Annotated in this window: 7 protein-coding genes, 1 tRNA gene and 2 pseudogenes; 7 read left to right on the forward strand and 3 right to left on the reverse strand. The window is 60.9% G+C overall.

Annotated features, from left to right (window positions below; all coding sequences use genetic code 11):
- Positions 1-151: 151 nt before the first annotated feature.
- Positions 152-3,750 (reverse strand): annotated as a pseudogene (locus AC0L24_RS30175) (histidine kinase dimerization/phospho-acceptor domain-containing protein).
- Positions 3,751-3,998: 248 nt separating this feature from the next.
- Between AC0L24_RS30175 and AC0L24_RS30180 the strand changes: the two are divergent.
- The 7 genes and pseudogenes from AC0L24_RS30180 (at position 3,999) to xth (ending at position 11,728) form a co-directional block, all read left to right on the forward strand.
- Positions 3,999-4,457 carry a phasin gene (locus AC0L24_RS30180; RefSeq protein ID WP_127327947.1) on the forward strand — a complete coding sequence of 153 codons (459 nt, stop codon included), beginning with the start codon at positions 3,999-4,001 and terminating at the stop codon, positions 4,455-4,457.
- A gap of 370 nt (positions 4,458-4,827) precedes the next feature.
- Positions 4,828-4,904, forward strand: a tRNA-His gene (locus tag AC0L24_RS30185).
- A gap of 167 nt (positions 4,905-5,071) precedes the next feature.
- Positions 5,072-5,530, forward strand: coding sequence for a hypothetical protein (locus AC0L24_RS30190; protein ID WP_245481801.1), 459 nt, complete (start codon positions 5,072-5,074; stop codon positions 5,528-5,530).
- A gap of 107 nt (positions 5,531-5,637) precedes the next feature.
- Positions 5,638-6,318 (forward strand): site-specific integrase, encoded by a 681-nt coding sequence (locus AC0L24_RS30195; RefSeq protein WP_245491243.1) that lies wholly within the window; start codon positions 5,638-5,640, stop codon positions 6,316-6,318.
- 500 nt (positions 6,319-6,818) lie between these two features.
- Positions 6,819-7,197, forward strand: a pseudogene (gene dnaE2 / locus AC0L24_RS30200) (error-prone DNA polymerase); the annotation flags it as partial.
- 225 nt (positions 7,198-7,422) lie between these two features.
- Positions 7,423-9,009: an FAD-dependent oxidoreductase gene (locus AC0L24_RS30205; protein WP_127395383.1), complete on the forward strand. Its 1,587-nt coding sequence runs from the start codon at positions 7,423-7,425 to the stop codon at positions 9,007-9,009.
- A gap of 1,927 nt (positions 9,010-10,936) precedes the next feature.
- Positions 10,937-11,728 carry an exodeoxyribonuclease III gene (gene xth, locus AC0L24_RS30210; RefSeq protein WP_127807869.1) on the forward strand — a complete coding sequence of 264 codons (792 nt, stop codon included), beginning with the start codon at positions 10,937-10,939 and terminating at the stop codon, positions 11,726-11,728.
- Between the two features lie 536 nt (positions 11,729-12,264).
- On the opposite strand, the gene AC0L24_RS30215 is transcribed toward xth, so the two are convergent.
- Together AC0L24_RS30215 and AC0L24_RS30220 are read right to left on the reverse strand one after the other, a co-directional pair.
- Positions 12,265-12,510, reverse strand: coding sequence for a hypothetical protein (locus tag AC0L24_RS30215; protein WP_127807868.1), 246 nt, complete (start codon positions 12,508-12,510; stop codon positions 12,265-12,267).
- Positions 12,511-12,663: 153 nt separating this feature from the next.
- Positions 12,664-13,524 carry an ATP-dependent DNA ligase gene (locus AC0L24_RS30220; RefSeq protein ID WP_127807867.1) on the reverse strand — a complete coding sequence of 287 codons (861 nt, stop codon included), beginning with the start codon at positions 13,522-13,524 and terminating at the stop codon, positions 12,664-12,666.
- Between the last annotated feature and the right edge of the window lie 33 nt (positions 13,525-13,557).

A 13,557-nucleotide genomic window follows, 5' to 3' on the forward strand; every position in this document is an offset into this window, starting at 1 on the left:
TAGTCGCAGGTAACTTGAGGGAGAAATCCCGTTCCTCAGCCCCGAGGATCCGAATTCGCTCAAGCCCCCGTTGTGACAGCAATCCCATCTCTTAAGGCGCCCTTTGGGCGCCTTTTCTTTTTATCGGGACCGAACCGCGGAGAGGGCTGATCTATTCCGCGAGCACACGGGTCGACGGAAAAGCGACCTCGACCAGAGTGCCTTCGCCCGGTGTCGAATTGATGGTGAACCGGGCACGGTTGGCTTCCACCATCGCTTTGGTCAACGGCAGTCCAAGCCCGGTACCGTCACCGCGTCCGCGCTTCAGCGCGTTGATCTGCTTGAACGGCTTTAGCGCCTGCTCGATCTCGGCATGGCTCATGCCGATGCCGGTGTCGCGCACCCGCATGACGACGTCGCCCGACGTCTCATAGGCGGTCGAGACGATCACCTGGCCGCCGGCCTGGGTGTAACGGATGGCATTCGACAGGATGTTGAGCGCGATCTGGCGCACGCTGCGCAGGTCCGCCACCACTTCCGGCAGCCGCGAAGCGAAGCTGGAGCGGATGATGACCCGTTCGCGGTTGGCCTGCGGCTGCATCATCGCCACCGTCTCGGCCAGCGTGTCGTTGAGCGACACCGCTTCATAGGCCATCTCCTGCTGGCCGGCCTCGATCTTGGAGATGTCGAGCAGGTCGTTGACCAGATCGAGCACATGATTGCCCGAGCGGTTGATATCGCGCAGATAGTCGCGGTAGCGATCGTTGGCGACAGGTCCGAACTTCTCGTCGACCATCAATTCCGAAAAACCGATGATGGCATTGAGCGGGGTGCGGATCTCGTGGCTGATGCGGGCCAGGAAATCGGTCTTCTGCGAGGACGCGCGCTCGGCCACCGCACGTGCCTGCGTCAAGTCCTCTTCGGCCCGCTTCCACTGCGTGATGTCGCGAACGACGGCGCAGAAGCCGCTGTCGTTGGGCAGCCGACCGATGGTCATGAACAGCGGAATGAAGCGGCCTTGCGACTCGCGCCCGATCACCTCGCGGCCGTCGTTCATGACACTCGCCACGCCGGGCTCGGACAGTCCGTTGAGATAGTCGCGCGCCGCGCGCTGGCTTTCGATCGCAAACAGCGAGGCGAACGGCTTGCCGGTCACATCGTCGCTGTCGAAGCCGAACAGCGCTTCCGCAGGCCGGCTGATCGATCGGATGGTGCCGTCACGGCCGATCAACACGACGCCGTCGGTGGCGGTGTCGATAATGGTGCGCATCTCGGCGATGCGCGCCTTGAGTTCGGAAATATCCGGCTGCGTCTGCTCGTCGCCAACCACATGCAGGCTCGCCGGCGCATCATCCTCGCCGGAGCGTCGCACGACCAGCATCAGCGCCTTGCCGTCGCGCCAGGGGACCGAGCGCAAAATGGCCTCGATCGGGAATTCCTGTCCGTCACGCGTTTTCAGCCGCAGCGCGCGATCGGTGCCGTCGGAAACGCCGTCGTCGGCATAGGGGTCGGCAAACAACGCGCCGAGGCCGCCGGCATCCGCCAGATCGTCAAGCGCCTCGTAACCCGTCAGGCTGAGGAATTCCTCATTCGCATAGTGCAACCGGTCCCCGGAATGGATGAGCAGCGGCACGGGCAGCTTGCCGAGCAGCGACGTGTCCGGAGCCTTGTGTTCATTTCCGGCGGAAAACGCCGACGGCACGAACCCTTCGGCCTTGAGCGGCGGAACCTGCAGGCGAGGGCGCTCGAGGGGTATTTCCGCAGAGTCGCCTGCGGTTTCCTCGCCAACCGTCTGCTCGTCGGGCGACGCGGCTTCCTCGTCGGGCTGCGCCCAATCCTCATTGTCTTCGGCATCGCGAAAATCCGCCGACGTCATGCTGTCGTCATCGAGGCTATCATGTGTCGCGTCAGTGGCTTCAGGCTCTTCGCCGGGCGAAACGGCAGCTGTGTTCTCTGGTTCCGCCGCCACGGGGCCACGTTCGTCATCTTGGCCGGCATAGTCGAGCAACGAGCCCGTCACATTCACCCCCGAGCGGGCGTCACGAGGGGCTTCGTCCGCGTGACCGTCAAGCCGTGCCAGATCCCGCTCGTCTTCGGCATCGACATCGGATGCCTCGACCGGTTCGTTCTCTGGCCCTGACGCAGGGATGCCGTCGGTGCGCATCGGGTCGTCGGACGCATTGACCGGAGCCTCGGTCTCCGCTGCCGATGCCTCCACAGTCTCGGTCTCTGGCGGCCCGACCGGAGCGCTATCCTTCTTCAGCCGCTCGCCGATTTCGCGGAACGCGCTGCGTTCCAGGGTCGACAGGCCCTTGTCGTTGGCAGGCTGGCGATGTTCGGCGAGCCGGATCACCTTATCGGCAAAGCGCCGCTCCTGTTTCGGCACGATGGTCAACGCCGGCACCTCGCCCTTGAACGGATCCGATGCCTGCGTGTCCTCGGTCTTGGGCTCTTCGGCGTTCGGCTGTTCGGGCGCGGGTTGGATGATTTGCGGTTCCGGCGTTGCCGGCGCCTGGCTATTGGGCACCAGCGCCATGCCGATGGCCTCCGGATCGACGACCGCGTCGCTGGCGCGGGCGACGCCGAAGCCGCGGAAACCCTCGAAGGCGCGGCTGCGGCCATAGACAGGCAGCGCCGCCAGGTCGACCGGTATCTTCAGATCGGTGCCGACGACCGGCCACAGCACGGAGCGCCCGGACCAGGTATCGCGCCGTTCGAGGAGCCCTGATATCTCGCCGGAGGGGTCGAGGCCGAATGTAGCGGCGACATCCCTGAAGCGGCGGCCGGCTCTTGAGGCGCTTCAGGTCCGGACGCGGCAGGTCGCGGCGCCTGTTGCCCTCCGTCTTCGCCGGCGTTGAAGTACCAATGGTCGTGCTGCGCGGGCATGCGCTCTGCTGCCGGCCGATCGCTGTTGGCCGCCGTCGGCGCCTGTCCGATCGCATCGGCGATCTCATGCTGCTGCGATGCGGCGATGTCGCCGGCCGGCTGCGAGGCGCTCGGTTCGTCGGCCGGTGCCTCGCGACCCTGTTCCGGCTGGGAAGCCGCGTCGCCAGCAGGTGCCGTCTCGGCAATGGTTTGCGTAGGATGTTCGCCCGCAGGGGCTGTGTCGTCGAGCTGGTCCTCGTCGATCACCACCAGCAGATGCCGCTCCTCGGTCAATCTTGCCAGCCCTGCCGGGTAGGAGGCCGTGCCGCCGGGGACAAGGCGCTTGACGATGCGGTCGCTCTCGGCTGCGACGTCGGCGACCAGTGCCGCCAGCGTCTCCGGGAGGATGCCCAGTGCCGAAAATCCTTCCGAGGCCGCCTCGACGTTGCCCCCGGCATCGACAAAGGCGATGAAATGACCATCCTCGGTGAGGCCGCTAATGGCGCGCGCGGCGATTTCGCCGGCACTGCGTGACCCGGTCTGAGCCGCCGGCACTGCCAGCATGATCGCCTTTTCGGCGTCCGGCATGGTCACCGCACTGGCCAGGAAGCCGACGGCGCGGCTGGTCATGCCGGTCGCCAGCCGCACCATGATGGCGCGGTCACTGCCAATCTCGGGAAATCCGCTGGTCGCCATGATCTGGCGCCTGGCGATCACGGGCAACTGCGCCGAGGCGCCGATGATCGCCTCGATGTCGGGATAACCGAACATCGCGGCTCCTGGCCCGTTGGCCCAGATCACCTGCTCCAGATCCGCCGACAGGATCGCGATCGCGTCGCCTGCCGCAAAGCGCTGGCGGACCGCGTCGAGCACGGCGACATCGAGGAAGGAATATTCGGACGGCATGCGCTTGGCGGACCTCACGGAGCGGCGATTTTGCAGTTAACGCTTTGTTAATAAAAGCCGGAGGCGCGAAGGTCCACAAGCCAGAACGTGCAAAGGCTTGAATCTGGGCTCTTGGTTAACGGCCCAAAAGAAATTTATGGTGCACTGCAACAAAGATATTGCAACGCACAAAATTTGCCTTTATATTGCCATCATACAGGAACGAGACGGCTTTCTGTCAAAGCCGCTGCCGCTGAAAAGGATGGAAAATGTCCAGGACCAAGACCGCCGAGACGATCGAAAACGTTGAATTCCCGAGCTTCGACGCTTCCAAGGCCACCGACCAGATGCGCGCCTTCGCCGAAAAGGGCGTTGAGCAGTCGAAAGAGGCCTATGCCAAGCTGAAGACCGGCGCCGAGGAGACCCAGAAGGCTCTGGAGTCGACCTACGAGACCGCCAAGACCGTTTCCAACGACCTGTCGCTCAAGACCATCTCCGCTTTGCGTGCCAATGCCGAGGCCGGCTTTTCCCACCTCGAAGCCCTGATCGGCGCCAAGTCGCTGTCGGAAGTCGTCGAGCTGCAGACCGCCTTCCTGCGCAAGCGCGTCGAATCGACCGTCGAGCAGGCCAAGGACTTCCAGGCCGTTGCCTCCAAGGCGGCCGAGGACGTCTCCAAGCCGATCAAGACCGCCTTCGAGAAGGCGATGAAGGAAATCAAGGTTGCCTAACATTTGCGCATGATCTGAAGATGCAACAAAAGGTCGCATTTTCTTAAAAACGATCAGGTGTATGATAGCAGCCATCAAGGAATACCCGGTGAGTGGAACCTCCTCCCTCTGCTCCCCGGGGTGACCAGCCAGCACCTCCTCCCGCTGGCTCGTAACAGGAAAAGGCCGGCACCTCCTCCCGCCGGCCTTTTTCTTTGTCCGTCGCCCGGCCCTTGCCTGCGCCTTCTTGCTGGGCAAATGCCGCGTCGATGTGGGGAAGTGACCTTTGCTTTCCAAAAGCCTTGAATTAGAATCCATAAGCCCGTAAGGACGCATCGCCGAACGACAGAGCGGGCGGATGAGTTTCTGTTTCGATCCGCTCAGGCAACGTGCCGTTGTAGCTCAGATGGTTAGAGCGCCGGATTGTGGATCCGGAGGTCGCTGGTTCGATCCCAGCCAACGGTACCACTGGATTTTCCGCTAAATCATTGAGTCTGTTATAGAATTTGTAACATCTGGGGATCGGTCTTGCGGCTATTTCCTATTTTGTGTTACATATTGTGCAACGGAGAGGCGATCATTTCCATTACTACCGTCGTCTGCCCAGAGAGGTCAGGGACCTCGACGAGCGTCGCGTGTTCGTGCGCCGCGCCCTCGACACCGCAGACCGGATAAAGGCGCGCACCGCCCGAGATCTCCATGAGGCTGCTGACAATGCTTTATGGGCTTCGTTGATGCTGGGTGAAAATCCACAGGCGGCGCGTATCCGATACCAACAAGCCATCAAGCGCGCCGAGTCCTTGGGATTTGTCTATCGACCGCTCGCCGAGATCCTGGTCGCCGAGCCCCTCGATACCATCCTGCAGCGGGTAGAGAGCACGATAGGCGAGCCTGCCAAATCACCATCTGTCGATGCGGTCGGCGGGGCGGTCGCTCGCCCTGACGACAAGATATCGGAAGCGCTGAAGCTATACTTCAACGAGATTGCCCGCGACGAAATCCGCACAAAAAGCCCTGACCAGAAGAAGCGCTGGAAAGCAAAGCGCGAAATGAGGTCGAGGTGTTTATCGGCATGGTCGGCGACAAGCCTATGAGCGAGATAACGCGCGACGACGCGCGAGTGGTACACAAATATTGGCTGGATCGAATTGCGCCTGAGAAAGGGAGAGCAGACCGTTCAGCGTCGACAGGCAACCGAAACATGGGCAATCTTCGGACCCTCTACGCCGACTACTTTCGCCATCTAGGTTTCCCCGAACAGAAGAATCCGTTCGCCGATCTGTCATTCGCCGACAAGTCGAAACGCAGTCGACCGCCGTTCCCGACCGACTGGATTCGCGACAAGATATTTGCGCCTGGCGCGCTTGCGACACTCAATGATGAGGCGAGGGGAATCGTGCTTGCCTTCGCTGAGACAGGAGCCCGGCCGAGCGAACTCGCGAACCTGCATACCGGTGTCATCCATGTTGACCACGAGGTGCCGCACATTTCAGTCGAGCCGCGTGACGATCCCGACGATCCACGAGAGATCAAGACCGCCTCGTCGGTGCGCAAGATACCGCTGGTCGGCGTGGCGCTTGAGGTGTTCAAAAAGCATCCCAACGGCTTCCCGCGGTACAAGGATCGCGAGGCGTCGCTGTCAGCCCTGCTCAACAAGCACTTCAAGAGCTACAATTTGTTCCCGACTGACAATCACACTGTCTATTCACTGCGCCATTCATTCGAAGACCGCATGAAGAACGGTAGGCTGGACGAGGAGCTTCGGCGCATGCTGATGGGCCACACGATCGACCGTCCGAAATACGGCGAGGGCGGCGACATGAAGATGTGGCAAGAGGAACTTATGAAGATCGTGTTGCCGTTCGATCCTGGGATCGTATGACACGCTGGCGCACTGCGGCGAGGCGTTCCTCCTTCGCTCGATAATCCTGCAGGGCGCGTTCAAGATAGTCGTACAGCGGGAGCCATATCTCGCCTTGGTCGTCGCGCCCGACGATTATCTCGGCCACGCGATCGAGCGCTCGCTCAATCCGGTGCACGGTGATTGGTTGAAGCGTGGGCGAATATCGCCTCAATGCTTCGCCTTTCTGCAAGACCAGAAATGTACCGTGCCTAATGCGTAGGCGGATTTTCTTGGCGCAGTGAAGGGCCTGCGTTCGGCTCGGGGTGTAGTCGGCGGCTGCGGCGTGCAAATGGGAAAGGCTCTTTGCCCATCGGGGATTGGTACGGGAGAGCGCTACCGCCTTTCCCCGCATTCGGAAGACTTGCGGCATCTTCTACGATGTAGGGCGTGATGGACTGTCTTGCTGCTGCAAAACCGAAAAGGCAACGCCGGCCCAAAGCCGAGCAGGTCAGCCGTCTTTTTCCAGTCTACGCGCCGTATTTTTGGCCGTGAACTCGATCGTTCGTATCGCCCGCAGCCAGGACATTCTGTGCCAGGGCCGCGGCTCGGCCGCCAATTCCGCCGTGTGTTACGTGCTCGGCATCACCTCCATTGATCCCGAACGCAGCAATCTCCTGTTCGAAGGTTGAGCAACGAGCGGCGCGAGATCGTCATGCAATGGGTACCAAGGGTACCATCCGCGATGTGGGAAAGGCGCTCGGATTGCCCGAGACATGACCAGACTTCTGTCCTCGCAGATTTGGGGCCATGTCGAAGCCGTCCACGCGCAGCGAGCCACAGGGCTGAATCTGAATCTCGATGATCGGCGGCTGCGGCTTTCCCGGTGGCTTCGTCCTGAGCCATGATCGGCTCGACGAACCCCCTGGGAGCGAGCGCCCGACATCGTCAGGCTCCTTAAACGACCTCTTGTCGCGGCCAACGAGACGCTTTGTCCTAGCCGATGTCGGCCATCACGATCTGCGACGGTCTACCCGTTGGTAGTCCCATTTCCGCGCAAGGGAGCAAACAATTTGGATTCGTTTGCACATTTCGGATCAAAATGCAGTTCCGACCGTTAGACGCGCAGCCAGGTTGGAGGCAGCGATGAACGTCAGTGACGAAGCCACGAAATCTTTTTGGATGAAGGACACGGAGTTGCCCTCGGCCCCGCAACTGGAACAGGATGTGCGATGCGATGTGGCGGTGGTGGGGGCGGGGATGGCCGGCGTTTCTATTGCCTACGAACTTGCGCTGGCGGGACAGTCAGTGGTGCTGGTTGACAGGGGGCGGCTGCTCGGTGGGATGACTTGCCGCACGACCGCCCACTTGGCCCCGATCTGCGACGACGGCCTAAGCGAACTCGTCAAAATCCGCGGCGAGGATCTCGCTCGAGGTTTTCAAGAGAGCCAGCAAGCCGCTGTCGACCGGATCGAGGAACACGTCAGCGATCTTGAAATAGACTGCGACTTTCGTCGGCTCGACGGATTTCTTTTTCCCGCAGCCTGGATGGACGAAAATGAAGCCACCAAGCAATGTGATGAAGAGTATGAAGCGGCTGGCAAGGTTGGTGCAATCGCAGACCACGGCCGCGGCGTTCCGTTGAAAGGCCATGAGGCGGCGCCGGTGCTACGCTATCCCGATCAGGCCACGTTTCACCCACTGAAATATCTTCGTGCCCTGCTTGACGATTTCCGGGAGCGCGGAGGCAAGGCTTTTGCCGAAAGTGCCGTCACCGAGATCGAGGAGGGTGAACAGATCCGCCTTCGCGTCGAAGGGGGCGCAACCATCACAGCCGATAACGCCGTGTTTGCCACAAACTCGCCGGTCAATACGGTGGTGGCCATCCACAGCAAGATGGCGCCCTATCGGACCTATGCGATGGCATTCGAGCTGCCCAAAGCAACTCTTCCGGACGCGCTCTATTGGGATATGGACGATCCCTACTACTACGTTCGTCTCCAACCCGGGGAGGGTGACATCGACTATCTAATTGCGGGCGGTCGTGATCATAAATCTGGCGAAGCCGATGACGGCTCGGCGCGTTTCGATGCATTGGACGCCTGGATCCGCGCCCTTGTCCCGGAACTGGGCGAGGAAGCAGCGCGTTGGTCTGGCCAGGTTCTCGACACGATCGATTATTGCGGATTCATCGGCCGCAATCCTTGCAGCAAGAACGTCTTTATCGCTACCGGGGATTCAGGACAAGGAATCACCCACGGAGCGTTGGCTGGCCTGCTCATCCGGGACCTTGTCGTCGGTGGGTCCAGTGTGTGGGAGGAGGTTTATGCCCCCGATCGCAAGCCTCCCTTGGCATTGGCGAACTACGTTAGCGAGAATCTGACGGCGTTGAAGAATTTCGCGGAGTATCTGTTGCCCGGCGAGATCAAATCAGCCGCCGATCTGGAACCCGGTCAGGGCGGTATTCTCCGCGATGGTTTGAGAAAACTCGCCGTGTGCCGTGACCAAAACGGTGGAATGCACATGCATTCCGCCAGTTGCACGCATCTCGGCTGCATCGTCCATTGGAATTCGACCGAGCAGTGCTGGGACTGCCCCTGCCATGGCTCCCAGTTCGCGCCGGATGGAGCCGTTCTCAACGGTCCCGCCATCCGTCCTTTGTCGCGCCGGACCGGAACCGCCTCAGATTGGTCCAAGAGATCACACGCACAATCCCACAGCGGCGCAGACTGAAACTCCCGGTCCGGTCTTGAACACCAACATTTCAACCGGCGGGGCGCTTTCCCACCTGGACACACTTCATCGTTCAAAATATCTCGCTGAACGCGAGGATCGCGAACGCGACGACGGTGTCGCGCTAGACCAATGCCATCGGCATGTAACGGATGATTACCCTGTCTTGCCGGAAACGGCGCTCCAGTTCGGAGCGGCGGGCGCACCAATCGGACAAGTCGGCTTCTTCCGCCATGACCTCGAAGATGACAATTTCATCGATGGCGGAGTCGGCACCCTTTCGCCACAACCCCTCTGCTGGCGCCTGAAGGTAGTGACGCCATCGAACCGGGCAGCCAGCTCTTCCTTGACCCGATCGAAAGCTTCCCGCTCAAATGGCCGGCCGTCATTGTCCGCGCGAGGAAGCAGGATTTGGAAGAGGTGCATGGCGACTTCTCGCTGAAAAGCATCCAACGGCCTTCATGGCGCCCCGTTCCTTCCGGGATAGCTCGGCCGGAGTGACACTGGTGAAGCTGACGCTTGAGCGGGGGCCGAATGACGCTCTGTCGAAACTCACGCCCATGATTCAACGCGGGTGACATCGTGCTGCCGTAAACCTGCCTGAAGTCCGCTCGACGGACAGCCCCGATTAGCGACCTTCGTGGCAGCCGCACGGCCGGATGCGAGCGTCACATCTGCCAGCTGCGACTTCGCCTAATACGCTCTCGACTGCGGGCTTTTCGACGCGCAACTCTAAGCTCGGCAAGTGTTGGCCACCACCAACCCCTCAGGCGTTCGGTCGGTCCAGCGGCCACCCTTGCGGGCCATGTCCTTACAAGTTCGCCCAGCGTAGCCGAGCGCCATCTGCCCCAAACCAACTCGCCGTTCGAAGCCATTGCGTGAGGATAAAGGGCAGTTGCGTCTGATGGCACGACCACTTCACCGGAAATGTCAGTGAAGACGACGACCCCGTAGAGCTCGGTTGCGACAGCGCGACCCAGGCGAGGTTGATCGTGAGTTGGCAACGGATAGCGGTGACGCCGGCGTTCAGCAGCCAGTTGGCGCGAGGTTCTGTAGGCTTCAGTATTTCTGGCGTCCACACGTCGCCGTTTCCTTTCCTCCGGCTCGGCATTGCGAGCAGCTTTTTCGATGCTTGGCCACCGGCGCCGGAGTTCGTCATATGAGCGAAATGGAACTCTCCAGGCCCGCAATTCGTCGTCCCAACCCGACCACGGGACGGCGCGCAACTCTTCAAGCACTGTCCTCGAGTAGGGCGTACGAATGCGCAGGTCGTCCGCGATCTCCAGATATTGGCTCGATATTGGATCGAAGGCGAACGCATCTCGTCCCTTGCTGTCCTCGTGGGGCGTCCGTAGCGCTGCCTCTTGCGCTAGCCAGCGTTCAATCCGCCGGGCTGCCGTCGTGCCGGGTACGAACCAGCTCTTGCGCTCGTCACTCCATCTTGCGCGCGGAAAAGCTTGCTGAAACCGCTCGACGGCCATTCGATCGAAGGAAAAGCGGGCTTCGGCGCCACTTGCCTCCTGCTTCTGCGGCCCGGGACGTGGGTTGTGATCCATTGGAATGCATCGTTCGCGTTTTGTCGCAGGGAACGCAGTGACGGCCCTAAAGGTTCATCGGCCTCGCAAGCCTCCGGACCCCTGAACCGATGCCAAATGCCAAAGCTGTAGTGAAACTTTCCCCCCGTCCCGCGGTTAAGGAGCTGAGAGGACTACACCGTCTAAATCGAAACGAGAGATCGGCTGCGGGCGAGCCTCCCCAAAAGGGTCGGTCGCGTGCCAGAAGAGGGGAGGGCGCAGGAGGTGAAACATGGCATCGAGACACATCGGTCGCCAGCCCGGGCACGAGATATGCGCCGGTATGGAAAAGGAGCGGCGGTTATTGGCGAGGCTGCCTGCAAGACTGACAACCCCGCCGCCGGCATAATGCAATGACCCGCATCGCGACCTTTAATTTGAATGGCGTGAACGGTCGCCTGCCGGTGCTCATCAGATGGCTAGGTCAGACCAACTATGACATCGTATGCCTTCAGGAATTGAAGACCTCGGATGAGAAATTTCCCGCCGAAGCCATCAGGAACGCCGGTTACGGTGCCGTCTGGCATGGGCAGAAGTCTTATAACGGTGTAGCTGTACTCGCCCGAGGGAAAGAGCCGCTGGAGCGTCGGCGTGGCCTCCCGGGTGATCCTGACGATACTCACAGCCGGTATATCGAGGCGGAGGTGGATGGGATCGTGATCGGCTGTCTGTACCTGCCCAACGGCAATCCAGCGCCTGGCCCGAAATTCGACTACAAGCTCCGATGGTTCGATCGTCTGATCAGTTACAGCCAGGTACTGCTCAGGGAAGGACCCCCGTGCGTTCTGTGCGGCGACTATAATGTCGTGCCAACGCCGATCGATGCCGCGGTGCCAGGACGTTGGCTAGGCGACGCGGTCTACTTTCCGGAGAGCCGGCAAGCTTACGCCGAAATGCTTGGTTATGGCTGGATCGATGCTGTCCGCCGTTTCCATCCGGAGAAGGGCATCTATACGTATTGGAACTTTTCGTATCGTGGCGGTTTCGACAGGAGTTCCGGCCTGCGCATGGACCATCTCCTCGTCAGCCCGTCACTTTCGTCCAGGTTACGTGATGCCGGGGTGGACGCTGATTTGCGCGGCTGGGAAAAACCGAGTGATCATGCGCCAGCCTGGATAGAGCTCAACCTACCCGGCCGTCATTGAAGGGTGCCGTTGTTCGCCAGGATGCCGGGCTTTCGCTAATTGCAAAGCTGGTCTCTGCACTCGAGCATGGGATCTACCAATCTCGTGATGGCAGAAGCTTCGCATTCACTGCAGAACTGGCCGAAAAGCGCAGGCAGTTTGCGGGCGCCGAGAAGTCGCTTGCGGCCGAAAGCGATGGCACGGGGATAGTCCTTTGGCCGCCCGATCCAATTACTTCTCAGGCCGAGCCGCGCCATCACGCGCGACCGGCCATCTCTTTGTCGCTCCCCACGAACTATTCCTGTCGGCAAGCTAAAGGATGATGCAGGAGTGAAGACAGCCAGCGCCGAGGGTACCCGCTGGAGCTCATGGGCTTGGCTTCGGGTGTCACCGGTACGGCAGCGGCCGCGTGGGATCGCTGGTCACGGCCTATTAGTCAGGCATCTGGCGCATGCCGCGCCGCGGGTGAACTCGCACGAGCTAGGTGAGCTCGCGAAGGGGTTCGGGATGGTCGGTTGGGCGTCGAAGACGATCAGTGGGTCCATTCTTGCCTCCAATCATGCGGCTGTCCGGGAGCATACCGGGCTGAGCCGAGTCTGGAATGTCTGGGTGCGGCCCTCCAACGCCAGCAGAGCGAGTTCAACCTCGTCCCGTCGCGTCGGACGTGCATTTTCCGGCATGCCTTCTGCGGTGGCCAGGTCGATCAGGTACTCGTTCCAGGCCCAGTTCTTGAGCACGGCACGTTTCTCGTCGGGTGCGAGTACCGGGTCATCCACCACCTCGATCGGATCTCCCGCTGCCATGACTTTAAAGGTCCATTCGGTGACCTTCTGGCTATCGTGTCGCGGTCAAAGCCCGATGTGTCTAGGCTGCTCGTAGACGTGCAGATGTCGGCACAACGCCAGCCACACGGTTCTGTTCCGCAACGTGGGCACTCATTGCCAGCAGCCCAAGAATTATTCCTCCCGGTAGTCCAGCAGCTTCGCATGGCGAAGCTTCTCCTCGCCCTTCAGGAACCGCACGCGACCGACCAGACCAGGCTTGAGCCATTCGGCCTTTTCTTTCTTTAGACCGATCGGCACTGGTCCCCCGACCTTCCCTTGCACGCGATCCCATAGTCGCTGACGCTTGTCGGCTTTAAAGGCAACGAACGCGCCGCCAGCATAGCGACCCTTGTCGGCCATGAGCACCATCGCGGGCTTTCCGGCCTCGCGCTGCACGCCAATGATGTCCATTTCCTTTTCGGCATAGCACTTGATCTTGCGCCAGTTCATCGTCGGCCCGCTGCGGTAGACGCTATCCTTGCGCTTTGAGACCATGCCCTCCAGCCCTGCCCTGTCGACTAGGTGATAAACCGCATCGCCAGTGCCGGGCATAGCTTTGCTGACCTGAATGCGGCCGACGGCTGGTATCAATGCCTGCAGGATCTCGCGGCGGTCTTCCACCGGCATGTTGCGCAGATCGTGCCCGTTCAGGTGCAGGAGATCGAACGCCACCAAATACAGGTCGCGCGACGGCTTACGGCGGGTAACGGCTGATTGCAGGGCGTGGAAGTCGGACCGTCCGGCCTCGTCGACCGTGATAGTCTCGCCATCGATGATGAAACTTTCGGCCTCGATCGCCTCCGCCTCTCCGGCAAGTTCGATGTAGCGGCCGGTCCAGTCGTAACCATTCTTGGTGAACAGCCGGATTCCGTTTTCATCCTTGATGATTTGGGTGCGATACCCGTCGAATTTGATCTCATGGAGCCATTCGTCGCCCTGCGGTGGCGTGTCGACCAGCTCGGGCTCCATGGGCTTGATGAACTTCAGAGGCATGCGCCGACTCGCATAGTGCGATTCAATTAGCGC

The organism is Mesorhizobium sp. WSM4809, from assembly GCF_055811655.1.

Coding starts and splice junctions, on each gene's coding strand:
- AC0L24_RS30215 (WP_127807868.1), bottom strand. CDS start 12,510: ATGGCAGCGGGAGATCCGATCGAGGTGGTGGATGACCCGGTACTCGCA.
- xth (WP_127807869.1), top strand. CDS start 10,937: ATGACCCGCATCGCGACCTTTAATTTGAATGGCGTGAACGGTCGCCTG.
- AC0L24_RS30220 (WP_127807867.1), bottom strand. CDS start 13,524: ATGCCTCTGAAGTTCATCAAGCCCATGGAGCCCGAGCTGGTCGACACG.
- AC0L24_RS30205 (WP_127395383.1), top strand. CDS start 7,423: ATGAACGTCAGTGACGAAGCCACGAAATCTTTTTGGATGAAGGACACG.
- AC0L24_RS30180 (WP_127327947.1), top strand. CDS start 3,999: ATGTCCAGGACCAAGACCGCCGAGACGATCGAAAACGTTGAATTCCCG.
- AC0L24_RS30195 (WP_245491243.1), top strand. CDS start 5,638: ATGGGCAATCTTCGGACCCTCTACGCCGACTACTTTCGCCATCTAGGT.